The following is a 21,911-nucleotide window of genomic DNA, read 5'->3' as shown; positions in this document are numbered from 1 at the left end:
GAAAGCCACAGGTGACACGTGTACGACGGTGCCGTCCAGGACCTCATCGACGAGCTCGGCCGGCTGCCGGGCATCGGCCCGAAGTCCGCGCAGCGCATCGCCTTCCACATCCTGGAAGCCGAGTCCGAGGACATGCTGCGTCTGTCCGACGCGATCCGGACCGTGAAGGAGAAGGTGAAGCTCTGCGAGCTCTGCTTCAACGTCTCCGAACAGGAGCGCTGCGCCATCTGCCGTGACGACAAGCGGGACACGTCCCTGCTCTGCGTGGTGGAGGAGTCGCAGGACGTGATGGCGATCGAACGCACCCGCGCCTACCGCGGCAGGTACCACGTGCTCGGCGGCTCCATCAATCCGATCGCCGGCATCGGCCCGGAGCAGCTGCACGTGCGCGAACTGCTCACCCGCCTCCAGGACGACGTCATCCACGAGGTCATCCTCGCCACCGACCCCAACCTCGAGGGCGAGGCCACCGCCACCTACCTGGGCCGGATGCTCGGCGCCACCGGCATCCGCGTCACCCGGCTGGCCTCCGGCCTGCCCGTCGGCGGCGACCTCGAGTACGCGGACGAGGTCACGCTCGGACGGGCCTTCGAGGGACGCCGCCTCCTCAACGGCTGACGAGGCCGCTCAGGCGACCCGCAGGCCGCGGGGAAGACGTCCGGCCGGAGTGTTCAGCCGCCGGTGTCCGAACACCATCAGCACCGCCACGAACCCGACCTGCACGGCCAGGCCGAGCGGCCAGACCGGGGTGAGGCCCCCGCGCTCGACCAGCAGCGGCTCGCCGGTGGTCCGCGGGATGCCGTCCACGCAGTAGATGGTCTCCTCCGGGGACAGCTGGGTGATGCGGGTGCCCGCAGAGATCGTGGTCATGAGGGAATTGACCGCGGCGTCCCGTTCGTCCAGGAGCCGGCTGGCCGGAGCCACGGCATCCGACATGAGCACGAACGGGTTCGGCGCCAGCGCCCAGCCGATCCGCCGCATGTCCGAGACCTCCTGGTCCCGAAGCCGCCCGGTGCACTCCTTTACCTGTCCGGGTTGCCAGTCGACATCTGCGGTGGAGGAGTAGTCCGGGTAGTTGGCCTTCACCGTGGTCTTGGTGAACTGGGTGCCCAGGCCGAAGCCGATGAGCGTGCCGATCCCCAGCAGGGCCACCAGCAGGTAGGTCACCACCACGGCGAACAGGGTGCGGCCGGAGATCGCCGAGACGGCGACGCCGAGTCCGGTGACCACGGCGAACTCCACCATGAGCACCAGGCAGGCCAGCAGCAGCATGGACACCGGCAGGTCACCGAACACGAGGGTCACGATCAACCAGGGCAGCGCCGCCAACAGGAACGCCACCGAGGGGATCCATGCGGCGATCCACTTGCCGAGCATCAGCTGCCAGGTCCGCACCGGCGTGACCTGGACGATCGCCAGGGTGCCGCCGGCGCGGTCGCCCGTGATGGCGTTCGCGGACAGCGCCGGGGAGATCAGCAGGGACAGCAGGAGCACGAAGAACGCGACGAAGTCGAACATCAGCCGGCCGGAGGCCTGCCGCTCCTCCGGCCCCGCCCCGGACAGGCCGAACAGGCCCAGCGCGCCGAGGGTCACCAGGCCGGTGAGCACGAAGAAGACGGCCAGCATCACGTACCAGCCGCGCGAGCGCATCCGCTGGCGCAGCTCCATCCCCACGAGGGTGCCGACGTGGCTCATGCGGTCTCTCCTTCCTGCGGGGCGGCGTTCGCTGCCGGCCCGGCCGCCGTGCCGGCGCCGGACGAGCCCTGCGCGGCCGGACGCTCCGCGGCGAGGTACGCATCCTCCAGACGGGAGCCCTCCTCCGCGAAGTGGGCGATCGGCACGCCGGCACCGACCAGCTCGGCCAGCAGCTGCGCTGCCGCCTGGCGACCGGACACGGCAACGACCACACCGGCACGCTGCCGTCCCCTGCCGTGGGTGTAGGGGATGCCTCGCTCCTCGAGCGCCCGCGTCAGGGCCGCACCCTGGGCGTTCTCCGGGCCGGCGATGCGGTACCGCAGCTCTCGGTCCGCGGCGTCGTCCAGTTCCGAGGCGGAGACCGTGGTGCCGTCGCGGACGACCACCGCGCGGTCGGACATCTCCTCGAGCTCCGAGAGCACGTGGGAGGAGACCAGCACGGCCACCCCGTCCGCGGCCATCTGGCGGACGTCGTCGCGCAGGCGCAGCCGGGAGCCGGGGTCCAGGCCGTTGGCCGGCTCGTCCAGCAGGAGCACGGACGGGCGGTGCACGGTGGCTCGAGCCAGGGACAGCCGCTGCTGCTGGCCGCGAGAGAGCACACGGGCGGGGCGCTTGGCGAACTCGGTGAGCTGCACCCACTCGAGCTGCTCGGCGGCCCGCGCGTCGGCCTCGGCGCCGGACATGCCGTACAGCCGGCCCATGGTCCCCAGGATCTCCAGGCAGGTCAGCGACTCCCAGACGCCCAGGGTGTCCGGCATCCAGCCGATCCGCCGGCGGGCGCCCTGCGGGTCGCGCATCGCGTCGATCCCGTCGACGGTGACGAAGCCGGTGTCCGGGCGCAGCAGCGTGGCCAGGATCAGCATGAGCGTCGTCTTGCCGGAGCCGTTCGGCCCTACCAGTGCGGTGACCTTCCCGGGCGGGACCGAGAGGGCCATCTCCCGCACGGCCTTCACGTCCCCGAAGGAGCGCGACAGGCCGTGCGCGTCGATCCCGCCGGGTACCCGCCGCTGCGGGACCTCCGGGATCGAGGCCGAGGTGATCTGTGTCATGGACTCATAATGACACCTTCCAGCCCGGGCCCACATCAGTCTCAGGTCTGAGCTGGAGGCGGGCCGGGCCACCGACGTCCACCGGCTGGACACATTCGACCTCACATGTCGGACCTGCCCCGGCACCGTGCCTACGATGACCCCGAACGGCCCCGGTCAGCATGGGCTCCGCACCCCTTCCGGTGTGCGGGCACGGACCGGTTCCCGGCTTTACCGACCCCGAACCGCAAGGGCAGGACACCATGAGTCTGATCGTGCAGAAGTTCGGCGGCTCGTCCGTCTCGGACGCCGCCGGCATCACGCGTGTGGCCAAGCGCGTGGTGGAGACCCAGCGCGCCGGACACCAGGTGTGTGTGGTGGTCTCCGCGATGGGCGACACCACGGACGAGCTCCTCGACCTCGCCGCCGAGCTCACCGACGACGCCCCCGCCCGCGAGATGGACATCCTCCTGTCCGCCGGCGAGCGCATCTCGATGGCGCTGCTGGCCATGGCGATCCACGCCGAGGGCTCCCAGGCCCGGTCCTACACCGGCTCCCAGGCCGGCATGATGACGGACACCAGCTACGGCCGTGCCCGCATCATCTCGGTGAATCCGGACCGCGTGAAGACCGCCCTGGACACGGACCACGTGGCGATCGTCGCAGGATTCCAGGGCATGAGCCCGGAGTCCCGGGACATCACCACCATGGGCCGGGGCGGCTCGGACACCACCGCTGTGGCCCTGGCCGCCGCACTGAAGGCCGACGTCTGTGAGATCTACACGGACGTGGACGGCGTCTACACCGCCGACCCGCGCGTGGTCCCCTCCGCGAAGAAGATCGACCGGATCTCCTCCGAGGAGATGCTCGAGATGGCCGCGTCCGGCTCCAAGATCCTGCACCTGCGCTCCGTGGAGTACGCCCGACGCTTCGGCGTGCCGCTGCACGTGCGCTCCTCCTTCTCCCAGCACGAGGGGACCTGGGTGATCCCCGACCCCGAGGACACCATCACCATCAAGGAAGGCGAACCCATGGAACAGCCGATCGTCTCCGGCGTCGCCCACGACCGCTCCGAGGCCAAGGTCACCGTCGTCGGCGTCCCGGACATCCCGGGCAAGGCCGCCGAGATCTTCGCGGTGATCGCCGAGGCCAACGCGAACGTGGACATGATCGTGCAGAACGTCTCCCGCGAGGGCACCGGCCGCACGGACATCTCCTTCACCCTGCCGATCGTGGAGGGCAAGGAGGCCCGCGAGGCCCTGCGCGCCGCCCAGGAGCGGGTCGGCTTCGAGGACATCGTCTACAACGATGCCATCGGCAAGCTCTCCCTGATCGGCGCCGGCATGCGCTCGAACCCGGGCATCTCCGCGACCTTCTTCAAGGCCCTGCACGAGGCCGGCGTGAATGTGGACATGATCTCCACCTCGGAGATCCGCATCTCCGTGGTGACCGGCGAGGACAAGCTGGACACCGCCGTGAGGGCCATCCACTCGGCCTTCGGCATGGACACGGACGTGGAGGCCACCGTGTACGGCGGCACCGGCCGCTGAGCGGGTCGCCGGACGCCGGCGTGACGCCTCCGCACCCTGCTCAGGCGCGTCGCCGTCGTCGTTGTGCCAGGGCGAGGGAGAGGGCGAGCGAGGCCACCGCGAACCACAGAGCCTGCAGACCGACCTGCAGGTAGGCCACCGCTCCGAGGATGGAGCCCAGGGCGATCGCCGCCCACAGCCCCAGGTAGTGCAGCCACAGCGTGCGACTGCCGCCGGAGAACGCGGCGACCAGGTGCTGTCCCACCTTCACCAGGGTGCCGGTCATGTAGGTGAGGCCGACCGTCACCTCTCCCCCGCGGGTGAAGGTGCCGTTCACGGCACCCATGGCAGCGGCCATGATCGGCGGGGCCACGACGTCGGCGGCACCCGCGAGCGGCTCGGGGGCGACGTCGACCACGACGGCCAGCAGCGCGGCGACCACGAGGATGCCGAGGGTGAGGGCCACTGCGGGCAGCTGTGGGCCGTCCTCCGGCGTCCGATGCCGACGGCGTCGGCGTCCCAGCACAAGCGAGGAGAGCATCACGCCGACCACGAAGGCGGCCACGAGACCCATCGCCTTCGCCCAGCCCTCCACGAACCCCTCGGCCAGATCCGCACCGGCGCGGGACGAGTTGCCGGACATGAAGGAGACGAAGTAGCCGCCGAGATGGATGAAGGCCAGCCCGTCCACGAAGCCGGCGACACCCGTCAGGCTCACGGCGAAGAGTCCCTGACGGCGCGTGAACGGTGCGGAGGGCGCAGGGGCGGCGTGCGAGGGCATGGACAGGATTCTAGGGAGTGCCGCTCCCGGACATGCAGGAGGGCCCCGCACCGTTGCCGGTGCGGGGCCCTCTGCGTCAGGTCAGATCACCGGGTGATCCGAACTGTGATCAGCGGGTGCCGTCGAAGCGCTCCATGATCACGGCGACCTCACCGCGGGAGATGTCGGTGCCCGGACGGAAGGTGCCGTCACCGTATCCCTCCACGATGCCCTGGTCATGCAGCCAGGCGATCGCCTTGTAGTGGGTCGAGCCCGGAAGCACGTCCGTGTACGGGGACTCGGCCGGGGCGGTGTACTCCGGCTCACCGGCGGCGCGGTACATGAACGAGGCGAACTCGCCGCGGCTCACGTCGCGCTTCGGACGGAAGGTGCCGTCCAGGTAGCCGGTGGTCACGCCGGCCTGGGCCGCCCAGGTGATGGCCTCGTAGTGCGTGAAGCGCGTGGAGAGGTCAGAGAACGGCGAGGTGGCGGGAGCAGTGTGCTCCGGCTTGATGTAGCGGTACAGGAAGGCAATGGACTCACCACGGGTGATGTCGCGGTGCTTCTTGTACGTGCCGTCGACATAGCCGGAGGTGATCTCCGCACACTGCATCCAGCGCACGGCTCCGTAGAACTGCGAGCCCTCCGGGTTGTCCGAGAAGTCCTCGACGTCGCAGACCTCGGGGTCGCCCGGCTGGCCGCCGCCCTCACCCACGGTGATGGTGACGTTGGAGGTCACACCCGGAGCCCAGGTGATCACACCGCGCCAGGTGCCCTCGGTCAGGCCGGACCAGGAGACGGTGGTCTTGGTGGTCTGGCCCTTCACGACCGGGACCGGGTTCGGGTCCACGGTCAGGTTGCCGGCGTCGGCGGTCAGCTGGAGGGTCTCCAGGGTGGCGTCGTCGCTGGATCCGTCGTCGGTGCTGTACAGGTGCGCGATGACGATGTACTGACCGGCCGCCGGGGAGTTGATGGTGACGTCCTCGGACTCCGCAGCGGTGGCCCGCTCGATGAGCTGGCCGGACGGGGTGAAGACGAACAGGTCCCAGTCGGAGCCGGCACGGCCGGAGTTGATGGCGACGGAGAAGGACTCCACGCCCTCCGCCACGTTCACCTCACGGATGGCGGTCGACTCGTTCTCCGCGACATCGAGCTCACCGCCCGGCTTCTTGGTGATGGCCTCGGACTCGCTCTGGTTCAGACCCGCGATGGTCGGGGTCAGCTCGCCGGTGATGCCGGCCTTGACCTCCACGTCGTGGGAACCGGAGGCGCCCTCGTCGACGATGTCGGCGGTGCCGTTCTCGGCGGTGACCGAGGCGGCCTTGGCCTTCAGGGTGACCGGGGAGGTCACCGACTGGGCGGCCGGGCGCTCCCAGGACATGGAGCCGTGGGTCCAGGTGTCCAGCTCGGCGTCGGTGCGCGAGATCGTCAGGGTGACCTCGGCCGACTGCCCCTTGGCGAGGGTCACGGTCGACGGGGAGGCCTTGATCTCGAAGCCCGGAACGTCTGAGGTGAACTTCCAGGTGCCTGCCTGGGTGGCGGTCACGGTGCGCTTCACCTCAGTGGAGCCCACCACGTCCGGGACCACGACGGACGGGACGTTGACGTCACGGCCGGCGATGTCGCCGAACAGCAGGGAGTCCCACTGCTTGGCGTCGGACTCGTACACCAGGCCCGGGGCCGCGGCGGCCTTCGGGTTGGCGGAGCCGGCGCCGGTGGCGAAGTTGTCCTGGTTGTCCGAACCGTCGGAGTTCTTCACCGGGTCGGCGGTGGTCATCAGGGCGGACTTGATGGCCATCGGGGACCAGTCGGTGTGCTTGCCGGCCAGCAGGGCTCCCATGCCCGCCACGTTCGGCGAGGCCATGGAGGTGCCGGACATCAGGCCGAAGGTGTCTCCGCCGTAGTCCGGGTCCAGGGCGGAGACGCCGGCCAGGACGGCGACGCCCGGGGCGCCCACGTCCGGCTTCAGGAACTCCTGGTTCTCCGCGTTGGACGGGCCGCGCGAGGAGAAGCCGGCGACCTGCGGCAGCGGCTCCTCCGGCAGGCCGGTGGTGTCCTCAGGGACGATGGTGGCCTTGATGTCCTTGTCACGCACCTTGTCGATCACGGAGGTGTCGTTGGTGTGGACGGTCGGCACGGAGTGCAGGTCCGCGTCCAGCGAGCCCTCGGTCATGTTGACCAGGATCATGCCGACGCCGCCGGCCTCCGCCACGGCCGCAGACTTGTCCACGCGCGCGATTTCGCCGCGCTCGCAGACCACGATCTTGCCGGCGGCCTCGTCGGAGAGTCCGCCCGGCACGCAGAGGCGCGCGGCCTTCTCGTCGGAGCCGGCGGCGACCTCGGAGGCGAGCACGACCTCGGCCGGACCGGCCTCAGAGGTGGCGGCGGAGGCGCCGCGGACCTTGGTGCCGTCCTCGAACTCGATGGTGCCGGTCAGCTCGTTGGAGAACGTCTGGGCGGCGACCGTGGTGAGCCACGGGGAGGAGTGGTTGACCGTGTTCGGGCCCGGGCCGGAGTTGCCGGCGGAGGCAGCCACGAAGATGCCGGCCTCGGCCGCGGAGCGGAAGGCCATGGCCACCGGATCCACGATCGAGTTGTTGTTGCCGGAGATCGAGTAGTTGAGCACGTCCACGTTGTTGGCGATCGCCTGCTCGATGGCGGCCACGGAGGCGGAGGTGTAGCAGCCGCCGGTGTTCGGGTCGTTGTCCTCCCAGCAGATCTTGTAGGAGATCAGCTTGGCTTCCGGAGCCACGCCGGAGCCCTCGCCGTAGGACTCGTCGTTCATGATCTGCTCGGTGCCGTGGTTGCCGAGGATCGTGGTGGCCACGTGGGTGCCGTGCGAGAACACGCCCAGCGGCGAGATGCGCTCGGACGGGTGACGGTTCTCGGCGGGCACGAAGGCCTCGAAGTCCTCGGAGAACGCGTACGCGCCCAGGATCTTGTCGTTGCAGGACTCGGCGGGGAAGTCCGGGCCGGTCTCACAGTCGGCGTAGGCGGTGGTGCCGTCGGCCTTGAGCATGGCGGTGCGCCCGTCGGCCGTCTTGTACGGCTCGCCGACCTTCGGGGTGCCGGACAGCGGCTTGACCGGCTCGCCGGACACGAACGGCTGGTCCGGGTAGATGCCGGAGTCGATGACGCCGACCACGACGCCCTTGCCGGCCTGCGCCGCACCGCCGTAGGTGCTGTTCCAGGCGCCCTTGGAACCGGGCAGGCCCAGGAACTCGGTGGACGAGTAGTCCGGAGCGTTCTGCTCGTCCTTGGCGATGCCGAGGACGCGGTCGTCCTTCGCCAGCTGCATGGCCTGGGCCGGGGTCAGCTCGGCGACGAACGCGTTGAGCGCACGCTTGAACTTCATCTGCGTCTTGACGCCGGCGCCCTTGGCGACGGCCTCCTGACGCATGGCCAGGTGCTGCTCGTACTTGGCCACGGACGGGCGGTTCGCGTCGAACGGCTTGCCCTTGCCCGTGGCGGTGGCCTCGAAGCCGGCGGTGCCGCCGGTGTAGGTCACCGAGGGCTGGTCCTTGAGGACCACGAAGTAACGACCGGCCTCGTACTTGTCCGAGATCGTCGGCACGCCGGTGGTCGAGCTGGCCTGCACGTCGTTCGGGGCCGCCATGGCCGGAGCGCCCGCGATGGGCGCCACGACCAGGCCGGCACCGGCGACGGCGGCGGCCAGGGCCCGGAACCTCCGGGTGCGCTGGGGGTTATCAGACATAACCTCGCCTTTCCTCACCAATGATGTGGATTCCCCACCCGGGACCGGGCGGGCGGTGCGGGTGCGGCGACTGGCGCCCTTGTTTCCCCTCAGGGCGTGATCCAGGCCATACACGCGAGTGCAAATCTAACCTGGGTAAGCCCTGGACATCACAACCGTTACCTGAATGTGATCTGAACGCGCCACGCAACGGGGGCCGGGCGTCCGGAGAGAGCCGGCTCGGACCCGCGATTCGGGAAGAATGGGCGGAGTCATGCACTCCCCCTCTGACCTCCACCGCCGCCCTGCCACACCCCAGCAGGCCGACGTCGTCCTGCCCGCCACCCAGTGGCGCGCCGCTGCCCGGGCGCATCGGGCCCGCATCGCCGAGCGCACCGATCCGCTCATGGCACTGCACAACGACGGCCTGCGCCACCCCGTGTACGACTTCCTCTTCACGTACTACAGCCAGTCCGCAGGCTCACTGCAGCGCTGGCACCCGGGGCTGGGCGTCATCCTCGCCGACGACTCGGCCGGCTCGGCCGCGGCGGCCGAGGCCGAGGAGTTCGCGCAGGCCCCGCGGCACAGCTGGACGCACTACCGCCGCGTCGCCCCCGGCGAGCACCCTGACGCCCCGGAGGGCGGCTGGACCGTGGACCAGGAGACCTTCGCCGCGGACCGTGCCACGGGGATCGCCTTCATCCGTGACCTGCTCGGCCGCACCGCCGGCCGCCAGGCCCGCCTCGGCTGCTTCGGCCTCCACGAGTGGGCCATGGCCTATCGCTCCGAGGTCCACGGGGTGCGCCACTCGACCGTGCCCCTGCGCCTCGGCGCCAAGGGTACGAACGCCGTGGTGGAGGGCCAGCGGATCCGCTGCACGCACTTCGACGCCTTCCGCTTCTTCGCCCCCGAGGCCCGCGCCCTGAACGAGGAGCAGCCGACCCGCCAGACGATGCGGGACATGGAGCAGCCCGGATGCCTGCACGGCAACATGGACCTCCACAAGTGGGCCGGCAAGCTCACGCCGGCGGTCCCCTCGGAGCTCGCGGCGGACTGCTTCGAGCTGGCCTGGGAGATCCGGGAGATGGACATGAAGGCCTCGCCCTACGACCTCGTGGACTGGGGCTTCGAGCCGATCCGCATCGAGACGCCCGCGGGCCGGGCCGAGTACGCGCGACGCCAGCGCGAGTTCGCAGTCCGCGGCCAGGCTCTGCGGGCACGGCTGCTGGAGGCGACCTCGCGCCTGGCCTGACGACGGCTGTGCACCCCGCGACACACTGTGACCGGCTGGTTGCACACCGCCCTCCGGCTGGTTGCACACCGCCCGGACAGCCCTGGTCAGGCGTCGAATATCCATGCACTGGCACCGTGGAACCATGACCCCGGAGTGATTCCCACCACATTCAGTTCGCGTCGATCTGTAATGTGGCGCACACACAGACTGTCTGAGGGGAAGCCTGTGTCACTCCCGGCAACACAACACGACAGATGAGGACGATGGGCATGAGCCTGAAGAAGTCGCGCTACATGAAGATCTCGGCGGCCGTGGCGGCAGTCGCCGCCCTGGGCCTGGGAGGCGTCGCCCCGGCGAGCGCCGCACCCGGCAACGGCAACAACGGCAAGGGCAACCAGGTGAACGACGCCGGCGTCCTCGGCGCGCACCTGCTGGACCAAGAGCTGAACTGGGAGGACTGCGACTTCGGCTCGGAGTCCCTCAACGAGCGCTTCGGCGCCATCCCGGGCACCGCCTGCGCGGACGTGACCGTGCCGCGGGACTGGCACAACCCGACCGACGGCAACACCATCACCCTGCGGGTCGCCAAGACCGAGACCTCGAAGGGCAACCCGAACCGCCAGGGCATCGCCCTCGTGAACCCGGGCGGCCCGGGCGGCTCCGGCCTGCCCTGGGGTCCGGCCATGGCCGAACGCGCCCCCGAGCTGGCGGAGTCCTACGACTTCATCGGCTTCGACCCGCGAGGCGTGGGCGAGTCCACTCCGCTGGAGTGCACGTACACCCCGGACCCGGACGCGGACATCTGGGAGGACCAGAAGGCTCAGACCGAGGCCTGCCTCGAGAACCCGCTCACCCCGTACATCACCACCGAGCAGACCGTGTATGACATGGACTTCATCCGCGCCCTGTTCGGCGAGGAGCAGCTGTCCTACATCGGCTACTCCTACGGCACCTGGCTGGGCTCCTGGTACCAGCGCGAGTTCCCGCAGCGCGCCCACCGCTTCCTGCTGGACTCCGCCGTGGACGTCTCCCGTGACGGCCTCCAGACCACCTGGGACCTGCAACCGCGTTCCCGTGACCGCCAGTTCCAGGACATGATGCTCCCGTGGGTGGCCCGCCATGACGACGAGTTCGGCCTGGGCACCGACGCGATGGAGATCCGCGAGCAGTGGGAGGCCGCCGGCGGCACCCGCTCGATGCTCGGCCAGATGGTCGCCGGCTCGTTCATCCTCCCGGCGATGTACAACACCGCCGACTACCCGTTCGCCGGCGTGATGATCCGCATGTTCCTGAAGATCTCTGCAGAGGAGGCCGAGGCGGAGACCCCGGAGGAGGCGAAGGCCCAGCTCGAGGAGGTCGTCGCCCAGGCGCGCGCGGAGATGCCGGCCGACCAGGTCGCGGCCTTCGACCGCTTCGCCGCCCGGGGCATGGAGTCCGTGGAGAACCGCGGCCGCATCGCCGAGGCCGTGAAGACCGGCGATCAGGTGACCTTCTCCGGCACCTTCTCCGCCATCCGCTGCCAGGACGGCCAGTGGAACCAGTCGAAGGGCTACTGGACCTCGTGGGTCAAGGACCTGATCCGCAAGGCCCCGTGGATCGGCGTCATGATGGGCCCGTCCGAGTGCATGTACTGGCCCGCCCAGACCTCCATGCCGAAGCAGCCGGGTGGTGCCAAGGCCCAGGACGCCGTCATCATCCAGACGGAGCTGGACGCCGCCACCCCGTATGAGGGCAGCCACCGTGCTGCCGGCGTACTGCGCAACACCTCGCTGATCTCCGTGGACAACGAGGGCTCGCACGGCGTCTTCCCGTACGGTTCCGAATGTGTGGACGCCCCGGTGCGCGAGTACTTCCTGACCGGTGAGATGCCGGACGAGTACACGCTCTGCGAGGCCCTGCCGCTGCCGATGGACACCGAGGCCCACCAGGTGGCCGGCACCCCGACCCACAAGAACGACATCAAGATCACGATGCGCACCGAGGCCGTCAAGGCCGCCAACCGCATCACCGAGGCCGCCATGCAGCGCGAGCTGCTTGACTCCCGTGCGGTGGTTCCCTCGGTCGAGGACTTCCTGAACCGCTGATCCTCTGCTGACGGGGGAGCGTCTCCCCCTTCACGACGACGGCCCCCGCACCTCCGCCTTCCCGGCGGCGGTGCGGGGGCCTCGCCGTGCCTGCAACCTCGGCTGCATAGCCTTCAGCGGCCCACCTCATGGTTTCCTCCTGACGCGATCGCGTCTGCCGCCAGACCGTGATCTCCTTGGAGAAGGGCCGCTACGACCCCTCGCTCCCGCTCGCCTTCCGCCTCGCCGCGGTGTTCGAGCGGCGGATCGAGGACCTGTTTCACCCCGGACGAGGAATGAGGAGACCCGCCATGGGCGAGATGCCCCCGGAGCTGCGCCACCACGGATTCGAGGAGGACGACGCCCCGCGCCGTCCGAAGCCGATCGTCACGATCGTGGCGGTCCTCTGCCTGGCCGCGCTGGTCCTCTCGGCCCTCTCCGGCCTCTTCCTCTGAGGTCGGGACCGGGCCGACGCACGCATTCGAGACGTGCCGGCGTCAGATGCCGGCCCACCCCGAGGCAGACCGACGCCCTCCGGTCAGCGCACCTCGCCGTCGACGTAGACCCAGGCCCCGCCCTCACGGCGGAAGCGGCTGGTCTCGTGCAGGCGGAACCGGCCGCCCTCGCCCTCGCCGACCGCCACGAACTCGACCACACCGCGGTCCTGGAACGGCCCGCCGTCCTGGGTGGAGAGCACGGCCAGGCCCGTGAAGCGCGCCGCCGGCTCCGCCGGCGTCGGGGTGAGGTCCGCGGCGGAGGGGCGATGCTCGGCGGCCCAGGTGGCCCGCAGATAGGCGACCATCGCGGCAGACTCCGCCGCGCCGTCGTCGTGGTTCGGATCCGCCTCGCCGAGGCGGGCGAACGCGGCGAAGCGCGAGCGCATGAGGGCCTCCGCGGTGGGCGCGGTCAGCTTCCCGGTGGCCGCGAAGCGCTGGTGTGCCCTCCCGCAGCACTCGGCGTAGGGCAGGCCGAGCCCGCAGGGGCAGGCCCCGGCGCTCACGCCTTCCCGCCGCGGCCGGCCTGACGGCGCTCGCGGGCGGTCGGGGCGGAGGTGTTCTTCGAACCGCGGATCGCGGCACCGATGACGCCGGCCAGGGCGAGGGCCATGGTCGGCAGGAGCGGGCTGATGCGGGGACGCCGAGCGCGGTCCGTGGCGGAGGCCGGCGGGCGGGCACCCTTCGGGGGACGTGCAGTGATCATGGCACCAGGCTAGGCCCGGGCAAGGCGTCCGAGCAGGCCCCTCCGCCGAGGGCGGAGCGGTTCGCCCGGGGACAGACGAAGGACGCCGAGCAGGCCCCCGGCCCGCGCCCATCCGCCTGAGCACGCACCGACGGGGCACCGGCCGCAGGCGCCGCCCACCACACTTTCGGCCAGATGGCCAAAAGGACTTGGCCGCCCGGCCAACTCTGTGTCAGGATGGTCCGCGTCCTAACCCGAACTTCCCCGTGAGGTGCCCTGTGTCCGCACTCCGCCGCTGGACCGCGATGGCCGTGCTGGTCCTGCCCGTGCTGCTGATCTCCATCGACATGTCCGTGCTCGGCATCGCCGTGCCGTCTCTGTCGGCCGACCTGCAGCCGAGCTCCACCCAGCTGCTGTGGATCATCGACCTCTACTCGTTCCTGCTGGCCGGACTGCTGATCTTCATGGGGTCCCTCGGCGACCGGATCGGGCGCCGGCGTCTGCTGCTCATCGGCGCCCCGCTGTTCGGCGCCGCCTCCCTGGTGGCGGCGTTCGCCACCACCCCGGAGACGCTGATCCTCGCCCGCGCCCTGCTCGGCATCGGCGGCGCCACCCTCATGCCCTCCACCCTCGGCCTGATCCGCACGATCTTCCCGGACCGCACTGAGCGCCGCACCGCGATCGCCGTGTGGGCCACCGCATTCTCCGGCGGAGCCGCGCTCGGCCCCGTGGTGGGCGGTGCGCTGCTCGAGCACTTCTGGTGGGGCTCGGTGTTCCTCATGAACGTCCCGGTCATGGCGGCGTTCCTGCTGCTCGCCCCGTTCCTGCTGCCGGAGTCCAAGGACCCACACCCGGGCCCCTTCGACCCGCTGTCCGCACTGCTGTCCATCGTGGGCCTGATCGGCGTCGTCTACGCCCTGAAGACCGCCGCGAAGTCCCCGGACTGGACCGTGCTGGTGGGCCTGGCGGCCGGCGGCGCGGCACTGACCTGGTTCATCCTGCGGCAGCGGCGCCTGGCGAACCCGATGATCGACGTGTCCCTGTTCGCGAACATCGCCTTCACCTCCGCGGTGTCCATCAACGTGATCTCCATGTTCGCCTTGATGGGCCTGATGTTCTTCCTCCCCCAGTACCTGATGCTGGTGGAGGGCATGGGCTCGGCTGCGGCCGGCCTGTGGATGCTTCCGCTGGCGGCGGCCTCCGTAGTGGGCACCCTGCTCGCCCCTGCCCTGGCGAAGACCGTCTCCGTGCGCACCGTGATCATGGTCGGTCTGGGGTTGGTGATCTGCGGCTTCGGGGCGGGCACACAGATGCACGGGGACGAGACCATGCTCCTGTTCACGCTGCTGTCCTGCCTGTTCGGCCTCGGCGTGGGCCTGGCCGAGACCCTCACCAACGACGTCATCCTCACCGCAGCCCCACCCGAGCGCGCCGGCGCGGCCGCCGCGATCTCCGAGACCGGCTATGAGTTCGGCGGTGCCATGGGAACCGCGGTGCTGGGCACCGCCGGCATGGCCCTCTATGCGGCGCAGGTGCGCGAGACCGCGGACCTGCCCGGCATGGACGCGGCCTCCGCGGACGCCGCCTCCCAGACCCTCGCCGCCGCCCACCGGATCGCCGAGTCCCTTCCCGACGGCGGCACCCGTCTCCTCGAGATCGCCGACGGCGCGTTCATGGCCGGCATGGACCTCGTCGCCGCGATCGGCATCGGCACGGCCGCGCTCACCCTGCTGCTGGCCTGGCACGGCCTGCGCTCGGAGGGCAGACAGGGGCAGCCGGCCGCCGCCCGGCAGTTCATCGCCGAGGCCGCGGCCGCACGGGACACCGCGCAGATGCGGCGGGTCGAGGCGCACGAGGTGCGCCGGGGCGCCGCCGAGCCGACCCCCGCGCGAGGCGAGGGACAGGCGCAGGCACGAGCCTTCGTCGGGGACCGGCCGGGCGGCACCTGCGGTGCGGTGCAGGACGAGGCAGGCGCCGCCGTCGGGAAGGAGCAGACCCGTGGCTGAGAAGCGCACCCATGTCCCCCTGGAGCAGCGGCGTCAGGAGCTGACCGAGACCGCCGTGCGGGTGATGGCGCGCGACGGCGCCTGGGCCCTGACCACCCGCGCTGTGGCCAAAGAGGCTGGCGTGCCGCACGGCACCGTGCACTATGCGTTCTCCTCGAAGAACGAGCTGCTGCGCGAGGTCATGCGGCTGGACATCAGCCACCTCAACGACCTGGCGGCGACGCAGCGGGAGCGCGAGATCTCCTCGGCACAGGACGTGCGGCACGCGGTGGCCGAGGTGTTCACGGCATATGCGGACTCGGTGATGGCGGACCCGGACACCGAGACCGCGTACTTCGAGCTGTCCCTGATGGCGGCGCGGGATCCGGAGCTGCGTGCGCTGTCCGGGCAGAGCCAGGGCGAGTATCGCGCCGTGGTGGCGCAGCTGCTGGAGGACATGGCCGCGCGGACCGGCCTGGCCCGGGACGCGGACGTCGCCCTGGTGGCCGAGCAGGCGCTGTCCGGGCTGTTCGGGGCGGCCGTCGGCTGGCTCGAGCACCGCGACGACGCCCTGTTCCGCGCCCTCATCGACGACGCCGCCGAGGTGCTGGCCCGCAGGTTGGGATGAGGCGGTCGGGGCATGCTCCCGCGTTGCTCCCCAGTGCTGATAATCGACGGTTCGTCATGGGATCGCAGAGATTCTCCGCGATCCCATGACAAACCGTCGATCCTGGCGGGGGGCTGCCCGCGCACGCTCACCGCGGAACCCGGGCGGCGTCGTCACGCCTGCCTGCGCGGCACTCCGACACGCAGCAGCTCAGCCTCCAGACGCCGCGGGTCCTTCAGGTCAGCCCACGTCCAGTGCGTGACGTCGCGGCAAACCCTCCGAAGCTCCACGTCCCGTTGCTTCTCTCTGTTGATGGAATTCCTCCTGTCTCGGGGGTCCGCGTGGAGGTCCACGTCATACTTGCCGATCCCGTCGAACTCGCCGGCGACCCGGACGTCCTCCCACCAGAAGTCGGTTCGCGCGATCTCCCGCCCGTCCGGCGCGAAGAAGCGCCGCTGGAGCTGCGGCGCCACGAACCCCAGTTCGTGGATGAGTGCCCGGGCGAGGGACTCTCCGGCCGACTCCGCACGGGCGTCCGAGAAGGACCAGGCCCGGGTGAACCTCTGCGTCGCAGCCCTGCTCCTGAGCCTGTGGACATGGTTCTCCGCCCACGTCTGAGAGGGACCGGGCAGACGGCGGTGAAGCCCATCCAGGGCGACCACGGCCTCTCGGAACGGAAGGGTGGACCCCAGGAGAAGCTGCAGCGTCGGCAGCGGATCGACCGTGACAGCACCGAGCGGCGTACCATCCTTCAGCTGCGCCTCGACCGTGGCCGGTGCCAGGGGCGCCGCCGGCCAGGCGGTCCACCCGATGGCAGCCAACGCAAGCCGGCCACGCCAGCGCCGCGGCTTCTCTTCGACCGGGGCCTCGACGCCGTTCCAGGTCCAGCGCACCACGGGCAGCGCCCACAGCTTCTGCCGGTTCCGCCCTCGAGCAGCGTCTGAGAAGGGCGAGGCGGTCATCGCCCGCTTGGCACGGTGCCCGGGCACGCGGGATCGAAGCCAGATCTCGCGTGGCGTCTCCGCGAGCGGGAGGCCGTGCAGGTGGGCCGCTGTCACACCGGTGAACCGGGCCGCCGGATGAGTGAGCGCATAGGCCGCGCACGCCGCGGTGTATCGGTCCCATGGCGCCATGGCGGCCCAGCGCTCGAGACCGATGTAGACCCCGGGGCAGAGCCGGGCGACGCGCCCGGTCGTCCACAGCTTGCCGAGCAGGTTCGCGGCCGACTTGGGCGCTCCGTCCGCCAGCCGGAGCAGCGGCCCATGTCCGGGAATGAGGAGACCCTCCGACCGAAGCCGAGCGGTCCGTTGTTCGAGAACGTCGTCCATGTGCCCAGCCTGCGGGGTCCGGATGGACGACTCCGATCGGCTGTGGACAACTCCCGCCGGCAGTCGGCTCGATGCACGGGCGGGTTGCACCGGTGTCGTGGCGGCTGCGGTGGGCCGGATAATCGACGGTTGGTCAGGGGATCGCGGAGAATCTCCTCGATCTCGTGACGAACCGTCGATTATCAGCAGCAGAGGGCAGGCACCGGCACCCACCCGGCCTCACGCCCCCGGCTAGACTGGGCGGGCAAGCACGCGGAGCGTCCGGCGCCCAGGCCGACGTGAGACGGCACGAGACGGCGCGCCGCCGTGCTTCCAGCACCGTCAGCAGGCCCCGCCGCGCGGGGCGCACCAGGCACATCAGGAGCAGTGGATGCCCACCATCGTCGTCGACGTCATGCCCAAGCCCGAGATCCTCGACCCGCAGGGCAAGGCCATCGCCGGAGCCCTCCCCCGCCTCGGCTTCACCGCGTTCGAGCAGGTCCGCCAGGGCAAGCGCTTCGAGCTGCACGTGGAGGGCGAGGTCACCGACCAGATCCTCGAGCAGGCCCGCACCGCCGCAGCCGAGCTGCTGTCCAACCCGGTGATCGAGGACGTCGTGAACGTCGCCGTCCTGGACGAGTCGGAGGCCTCCGCCTGATGACCACCGAGATCCCGCTGATCGGGGACTACTCCACTCCCGGCACAGAGCTCAACGGCGCCAGAATCGGCGTCGTGACCTTCCCGGGCACGCTCGACGACGTCGACGCCGCCCGCGCCGTCCGCCTCTCCGGCGCCACCCCCGTGTCCCTGTGGCATGCGGACGAGGACGCCGCCGGCTCGCTCAAGGACCTGGACGCCGTGGTGATCCCCGGCGGCTTCTCCTACGGCGACTACCTGCGCGCCGGTGCCATCGCCCGCTTCGCCCCCATGATGGACGCCATCGCCGCGGCCGCCGGCGGCGAGGCCGGCTCCACCAGGGGCCTGCCGGTCCTCGGCATCTGCAACGGCTTCCAGATCCTCACCGAGTCCCACCTGCTGCCGGGCTCGATGATCAAGAACGACCACCTGCACTTCATCTGCCGCGACCAGGCCCTCGCCGTCGAGAACAACGAGACCGCCTGGACCCGCGACTTCGCCCCGGGCCAGCGGATCACCATCCCGCTGAAGAACCAGGATGGCCAGTACGTGGCGGACGAGCCCACGCTCGACATGCTCGAGGGCGAGGGGCGCGTGGTCTTCCGCTACCTGGACGTGAACCCGAACGGCTCCCGCCGTGACATCGCGGGCATCACCAACGCCGCCGGGAACGTGGTGGGCCTCATGCCGCACCCGGAGCACGCCGTGGAGCCCGGCTTCGGCCCGGACACCGAGCACGGCCTGCGCACCGGCCTCGACGGCCTGCCGTTCTTCACGTCCGTCCTGTCCACCCTCGCCTCCGGAGGTGCCGCATGAGCCAGCAGTTCAACATCGACACCGTCGAGCACGCCGCCGCCACCCCCGAGGTCGAGCAGCCCTGGGCCGAGCTGGGCCTGAAGGAGAACGAGTACGCCGAGATCAAGACGATCCTCGGCCGCCGCCCCACCGCCGCCGAGCTGGCCATGTACTCCGTCATGTGGTCCGAGCACTGCTCGTACAAGTCCTCGAAGGTGCACCTGCGCCAGTTCGGCGAGAAGCTCACCGACGAGATGAAGAAGAACCTGATGGTGGGCATCGGCGAGAACGCCGGCGTGACCGACCTCGGCGACGGCTGGGCCGTGACGTTCAAGGTCGAGTCCCACAACTCGCCCTCCTACGTGGAGCCCTACCAGGGAGCTGCCACGGGCATCGGCGGCATCGTGCGTGACATCATCTCCATGGGCGCCCGCCCGGTGGCCGTGATGGATCCGCTGCGCTTCGGCGCGATCGACCACCCGGACACCGCCCGCGTGTTCCACGGTGTGGTGGCCGGCATCGGCGGGTACGGCAACTCCCTGGGTCTGCCGAACATCGGCGGCGAGACCCGCTTCGACCCGATCTACCAGGGCAACCCGCTCGTCAACGCCCTCGCCGTGGGCGTGCTCAAGCACGAGGACCTGCGCCTGGCCAACGCCTCCGGCGTGGGCAACAAGGTGGTCCTGTTCGGTGCCCGCACCGGCGGGGACGGCATCGGAGGCGCCTCCGTGCTGGCCTCCGAGTCCTTCGACGGCGACGGCAAGCCCGCCAAGCGCCCCTCGGTGCAGGTCGGCGACCCCTTCTCCGAGAAGGTGCTCATCGAGTGCTGCCTCGAGCTGTTCCGCGGCTCCCTCGTCGAGGGCATCCAGGACCTCGGCGCCGCCGGCATCTCCTGCGCCACCTCCGAGCTCGCCTCCAACGGCGAGGGCGGCATGCGCGTGGAGCTGACGGACGTGCTGCTGCGCGATTCCACGCTGACCCCGGGCGAGATCCTCATGTCCGAGTCGCAGGAGCGCATGATGGCCGTGGTGACGCCGGAGAACGTCGCCGCGTTCGAGGCCGTCATGGCCACGTGGGACGTCGAGTACTCCTGGCTGGGCGAGGTCACCGGCGACGGCCGGCTGGTCATCACCTGGGACGGCGAGGTCATCGTGGATGTGGACCCGCGCACCGTGGCCCACGACGGCCCGGTCTACGAGCGCCCCTACGCCCGCCCGGCCTGGCAGGACGAGCTCCAGGCGGACACGTTCCGCTCCTCCGAGGCCGGTCAGCACCTGCCCGCCACGGGCGAGGAGCTGCGCGCCGCCGTCGTGGAGCTGATGAGCTCGCCGAACCTGGCGGACACCTCCTGGATCACCCGCCAGTACGACCGCTACGTCCGCGGCAACACCGCCCTGGCCTCCCCGGACGACGCCGGCGTGGTGCGCGTGGACGAGGAGACCGGCATGGGCGTGGCCCTGGCCACGGACTGCAACGACCGGTTCACCTACCTGGACCCCTACACGGGCGCGCAGGCCTCCCTGGCCGAGGCGTACCGCAACGTCACCACCGCCGGGGCCGTGCCCCTGGCCGTGTCCGACTGCCTGAACTTCGGCTCCCCCGAGGACCCGGATGTGATGTGGCAGTTCGCGGAGGCCGTGCGCGGCCTGGCGGACGGCTGCCAGGCCCTCGGCATCCCGGTGACCGGCGGCAACGTGTCCCTGTACAACCAGACGGGCAGCACGCCGATCCACCCCACCCCCACGGTGGCCGTGCTCGGCCAGTTCGACGACGTCTCCCGCCGCACCCCGTCCGGCTTCGGCCAGGACGCGGACGGCCAGGCGATCTACCTGCTCGGCACCACGGCGGACGAGCTGGACGGCTCGGAGTTCGCCCGCCTGCGCGACCACCTCGGCGGCCTGCCGCCGACGCTGGACCTGGCGAAGGAGCGCCTGCTGGGAGACCTGCTGGTCAACGCCTCGCGCGACGGCATGATCGACGCCGCGCACGACCTCTCCGGCGGTGGCCTGGCGGCGACCCTGTCCGAGATGGTGCTGCGCTTCGGCGTGGGCGCCCGGATCGTGCTGGACGGGATCATGGAGCGCGACGGCGTGGACGCGTTCACCGCCCTGTTCTCCGAGTCGCAGGCCCGCGCGGTGGTCTCGGTGCCGCGCACCGAGGAGGTCCGCTTCACGGACATGACCACGGCCCGGAACTACCCGGCGCTGCGCATCGGCGTGGTGGACGCGGAGTCCGGGGCCCTCGAGGTGCAGGACCAGTTCACCCTGCCGATCGCCGAGCTGCGCGAGGCCTGGGAGGCCACCTTGCCGAAGCACTTCGGCTGAGCCGCACCGCCGGCGCACCGGGCCGCCGTGCGGGCCGGCTGACGCCGGCGTCCCGACGACGGCCGCTCACCACGGGTTCCGCACCTGCGGGACCGAGGTGGGCGGCCGTCGTCGTCCGTCCGGTGGACCGTGTCCGGGCGCCGCGCCGCGGGCCGCCTGCACCGGCCCTATCCTGCTCGCAGGCCCACGCGAATCGGCCTCACGGCGCACGCAGACCCCGTTCCGGAAGGAGGACCGGCATGGAGTACGGCCAGGCGCTGCTGGCGTTCACCGGCGTCGCCCTGCTGCTGACGGTCACGCCGGGGTTGGACATGGCCCTGGTGCTGCGCTCAGCGCTGACGAGGGGACACTCCCACGCGCTCGTCACGGGTCTGGGCGTCTGTGCCGGCGCCCTGATCTGGGGGCTGGCCGCGGCGGTGGGCATCGCCGCACTGCTCGCGGCCTCGGACCTGGCCTACACGGCTCTCAAGGCGGTCGGTGCCGCCTACCTGATCTGGCTCGGCGTCTCCATGATCCGCGCAACGCTCAGGCGAGGCGGGCAGGAGCCCGACCCCGTGACGGACATGCTGGAGACGGTCCCCGCGGGCCCCGGCCCGGCCCCCGCTGCCGCACCTGCGGAAAGGCTTTCCCGCGGTTTCCTGCGCGGGTTCACCACGAACCTGCTGAATCCGAAGGTGGGCGTCTTCTATCTGGCGCTGATCCCGCAGTTCATGGCGCAGGGCGTGCCCGCCTGGCTCATGGGGCTCTCGCTGGCCGGCGTGCACGCGGCGCTGACACTGGTGTTCTTCGCCGTGCTCATCGCCGCTGCGCACGCCTTCCGCCGGCTGTTGACGGGCACGCGTGCGACCGACTGGATCGACCGTGTCACCGGCGGCGTCCTGCTGCTGTTCGGCGGCCTCCTCCTGCTGGACGACGCCCGCTGAGCGCCTGCGGTGCGGGCCGGGCGCACCACCGCCGCCGGATCTCCTCCCTGAGTCGGATACGGCGGCCCACAGCCCCCGATTAGAGTGGGTCACCGGCCCGCCTTCTGCCCCGCGGGCCGGGCGGGGATCCGCCCGCCAGGACCACAGGAGGG

At 70.9% G+C, this 21,911-nt stretch carries 17 protein-coding genes and 1 pseudogene; 11 read left to right on the top strand and 7 right to left on the bottom strand.

Annotated features, from left to right (window positions below):
- Nucleotides 1–18 precede the first annotated feature (18 nt).
- The gene (gene recR / locus MLY01S_RS03305) at nucleotides 19–618 is read left to right on the top strand and encodes a recombination mediator RecR (RefSeq protein ID WP_067189286.1); all 600 of its coding nucleotides are present in this window, start codon (nucleotides 19–21) and stop codon (nucleotides 616–618) included.
- 9 nt (nucleotides 619–627) lie between these two features.
- Here the strand turns inward: recR and MLY01S_RS03300 are convergent, their stop codons facing one another.
- Together MLY01S_RS03300 and MLY01S_RS03295 are read right to left on the bottom strand one after the other, a co-directional pair.
- Entirely contained in the window at nucleotides 628–1,695 is a 1,068-nt protein-coding gene (locus MLY01S_RS03300) for an ABC transporter permease (protein ID WP_067189284.1), read from the bottom strand.
- On the bottom strand, nucleotides 1,692–2,744 hold the full coding sequence (locus MLY01S_RS03295; protein WP_082739598.1) for an ABC transporter ATP-binding protein: 1,053 nt from the start codon (nucleotides 2,742–2,744) through the stop codon (nucleotides 1,692–1,694). Before MLY01S_RS03295 ends, MLY01S_RS03300 begins: the two co-directional genes overlap by 4 nt.
- A 242-nt stretch (nucleotides 2,745–2,986) precedes the next feature.
- On the opposite strand from MLY01S_RS03295, the gene MLY01S_RS03290 reads away from it, so the two are divergent.
- Nucleotides 2,987–4,273: an aspartate kinase gene (locus MLY01S_RS03290; RefSeq protein WP_067189282.1), complete on the top strand. Its 1,287-nt coding sequence runs from the start codon at nucleotides 2,987–2,989 to the stop codon at nucleotides 4,271–4,273.
- A gap of 40 nt (nucleotides 4,274–4,313) precedes the next feature.
- Here MLY01S_RS03290 and MLY01S_RS03285 read toward each other — a convergent pair whose 3' ends face one another.
- Nucleotides 4,314–5,033 (bottom strand): YoaK family protein, encoded by a 720-nt coding sequence (locus tag MLY01S_RS03285; protein ID WP_067189280.1) that lies wholly within the window; start codon nucleotides 5,031–5,033, stop codon nucleotides 4,314–4,316.
- 109 nt (nucleotides 5,034–5,142) lie between these two features.
- Complete coding sequence (locus tag MLY01S_RS03280) at nucleotides 5,143–8,727, bottom strand: S8 family serine peptidase (protein ID WP_067189278.1); 3,585 nt, start codon at nucleotides 8,725–8,727, stop codon at nucleotides 5,143–5,145.
- Nucleotides 8,728–8,980: 253 nt separating this feature from the next.
- On the opposite strand from MLY01S_RS03280, the gene MLY01S_RS03275 reads away from it, so the two are divergent.
- The 3 genes and pseudogenes from MLY01S_RS03275 to MLY01S_RS12335 all read left to right on the top strand — a co-directional run.
- Nucleotides 8,981–9,958, top strand: coding sequence for a 3-methyladenine DNA glycosylase (locus MLY01S_RS03275; RefSeq protein WP_082739596.1), 978 nt, complete (start codon nucleotides 8,981–8,983; stop codon nucleotides 9,956–9,958).
- 251 nt (nucleotides 9,959–10,209) lie between these two features.
- Nucleotides 10,210–12,024 carry an alpha/beta hydrolase gene (locus MLY01S_RS03270; protein WP_245232116.1) on the top strand — a complete coding sequence of 605 codons (1,815 nt, stop codon included), beginning with the start codon at nucleotides 10,210–10,212 and terminating at the stop codon, nucleotides 12,022–12,024.
- 152 nt (nucleotides 12,025–12,176) lie between these two features.
- Nucleotides 12,177–12,290, top strand: a pseudogene (locus MLY01S_RS12335) (helix-turn-helix transcriptional regulator); the annotation flags it as partial.
- A 251-nt stretch (nucleotides 12,291–12,541) separates the two neighbouring features.
- Here the strand turns inward: MLY01S_RS12335 and MLY01S_RS12915 are convergent.
- Nucleotides 12,542–13,003 carry a YchJ family protein gene (locus tag MLY01S_RS12915; RefSeq protein ID WP_067189274.1) on the bottom strand — a complete coding sequence of 154 codons (462 nt, stop codon included), beginning with the start codon at nucleotides 13,001–13,003 and terminating at the stop codon, nucleotides 12,542–12,544.
- Nucleotides 13,000–13,203, bottom strand: a complete 204-nt coding sequence (locus MLY01S_RS12910; protein ID WP_067189272.1) for a hypothetical protein — start codon at nucleotides 13,201–13,203, stop codon at nucleotides 13,000–13,002. Before MLY01S_RS12910 ends, MLY01S_RS12915 begins: the two co-directional genes overlap by 4 nt.
- 257 nt (nucleotides 13,204–13,460) lie before the next feature.
- Between MLY01S_RS12910 and MLY01S_RS03255 the strand changes: the two genes are divergently transcribed.
- A complete protein-coding gene (locus tag MLY01S_RS03255) occupies nucleotides 13,461–15,188 on the top strand; it encodes an MFS transporter (protein ID WP_245232115.1) in 1,728 nt (575 codons plus the stop codon).
- Nucleotides 15,181–15,795 carry a TetR/AcrR family transcriptional regulator gene (locus MLY01S_RS03250; RefSeq protein WP_067189270.1) on the top strand — a complete coding sequence of 205 codons (615 nt, stop codon included), beginning with the start codon at nucleotides 15,181–15,183 and terminating at the stop codon, nucleotides 15,793–15,795. Before MLY01S_RS03255 ends, MLY01S_RS03250 begins: the two co-directional genes overlap by 8 nt.
- A 152-nt stretch (nucleotides 15,796–15,947) precedes the next feature.
- Here MLY01S_RS03250 and MLY01S_RS03245 read toward each other — a convergent pair whose 3' ends face one another.
- The gene (locus MLY01S_RS03245) at nucleotides 15,948–17,102 is read right to left on the bottom strand and encodes a hypothetical protein (protein ID WP_067189268.1); all 1,155 of its coding nucleotides are present in this window, start codon (nucleotides 17,100–17,102) and stop codon (nucleotides 15,948–15,950) included.
- A gap of 370 nt (nucleotides 17,103–17,472) precedes the next feature.
- Between MLY01S_RS03245 and purS the strand changes: the two genes are divergently transcribed.
- From purS to MLY01S_RS03225, 4 genes are all read left to right on the top strand, one after another.
- Nucleotides 17,473–17,739 carry a phosphoribosylformylglycinamidine synthase subunit PurS gene (gene purS / locus MLY01S_RS03240; RefSeq protein ID WP_067189266.1) on the top strand — a complete coding sequence of 89 codons (267 nt, stop codon included), beginning with the start codon at nucleotides 17,473–17,475 and terminating at the stop codon, nucleotides 17,737–17,739.
- Nucleotides 17,739–18,533 (top strand): phosphoribosylformylglycinamidine synthase subunit PurQ, encoded by a 795-nt coding sequence (purQ, locus tag MLY01S_RS03235; protein ID WP_067189264.1) that lies wholly within the window; start codon nucleotides 17,739–17,741, stop codon nucleotides 18,531–18,533. The genes purS and purQ overlap by 1 nt, the downstream gene beginning before the upstream one ends.
- A complete protein-coding gene (purL, locus tag MLY01S_RS03230; RefSeq protein ID WP_067189263.1) occupies nucleotides 18,530–20,836 on the top strand; it encodes a phosphoribosylformylglycinamidine synthase subunit PurL in 2,307 nt (768 codons plus the stop codon). Before purQ ends, purL begins: the two co-directional genes overlap by 4 nt.
- Nucleotides 20,837–21,075: 239 nt before the next feature.
- Nucleotides 21,076–21,759, top strand: coding sequence for a LysE family translocator (locus tag MLY01S_RS03225; protein ID WP_067189261.1), 684 nt, complete (start codon nucleotides 21,076–21,078; stop codon nucleotides 21,757–21,759).
- Nucleotides 21,760–21,911 lie beyond the last annotated feature (152 nt).

Source organism: Micrococcus lylae NBRC 15355 (assembly GCF_001570885.1).
In the GTDB taxonomy this organism is placed as follows: Bacteria; Actinomycetota; Actinomycetes; order Actinomycetales; family Micrococcaceae; genus Micrococcus; species Micrococcus lylae.
The sequence above is the reverse complement of the archived record's forward strand: the minus strand, read 5'-3'. Positions and strand labels throughout refer to the sequence as shown.

What these genes read in the sequence shown, in the direction of transcription:
- MLY01S_RS03300 (WP_067189284.1), bottom strand. Translation starts at nt 1,695, where the DNA reads ATGAGCCACGTCGGCACCCTCGTGGGGATGGAGCTGCGCCAGCGGATG.
- MLY01S_RS03295 (WP_082739598.1), bottom strand. Translation starts at nt 2,744, where the DNA reads ATGACACAGATCACCTCGGCCTCGATCCCGGAGGTCCCGCAGCGGCGG.
- MLY01S_RS03290 (WP_067189282.1), top strand. Translation starts at nt 2,987, where the DNA reads ATGAGTCTGATCGTGCAGAAGTTCGGCGGCTCGTCCGTCTCGGACGCC.
- MLY01S_RS03285 (WP_067189280.1), bottom strand. Translation starts at nt 5,033, where the DNA reads ATGCCCTCGCACGCCGCCCCTGCGCCCTCCGCACCGTTCACGCGCCGT.
- MLY01S_RS03280 (WP_067189278.1), bottom strand. Translation starts at nt 8,727, where the DNA reads ATGTCTGATAACCCCCAGCGCACCCGGAGGTTCCGGGCCCTGGCCGCC.
- MLY01S_RS03275 (WP_082739596.1), top strand. Translation starts at nt 8,981, where the DNA reads ATGCACTCCCCCTCTGACCTCCACCGCCGCCCTGCCACACCCCAGCAG.
- MLY01S_RS03270 (WP_245232116.1), top strand. Translation starts at nt 10,210, where the DNA reads ATGAGCCTGAAGAAGTCGCGCTACATGAAGATCTCGGCGGCCGTGGCG.
- MLY01S_RS12910 (WP_067189272.1), bottom strand. Translation starts at nt 13,203, where the DNA reads ATGATCACTGCACGTCCCCCGAAGGGTGCCCGCCCGCCGGCCTCCGCC.
- MLY01S_RS03245 (WP_067189268.1), bottom strand. Translation starts at nt 17,102, where the DNA reads ATGGACGACGTTCTCGAACAACGGACCGCTCGGCTTCGGTCGGAGGGT.
- purS (WP_067189266.1), top strand. Translation starts at nt 17,473, where the DNA reads ATGCCCACCATCGTCGTCGACGTCATGCCCAAGCCCGAGATCCTCGAC.
- purQ (WP_067189264.1), top strand. Translation starts at nt 17,739, where the DNA reads ATGACCACCGAGATCCCGCTGATCGGGGACTACTCCACTCCCGGCACA.
- purL (WP_067189263.1), top strand. Translation starts at nt 18,530, where the DNA reads ATGAGCCAGCAGTTCAACATCGACACCGTCGAGCACGCCGCCGCCACC.
- MLY01S_RS03225 (WP_067189261.1), top strand. Translation starts at nt 21,076, where the DNA reads ATGGAGTACGGCCAGGCGCTGCTGGCGTTCACCGGCGTCGCCCTGCTG.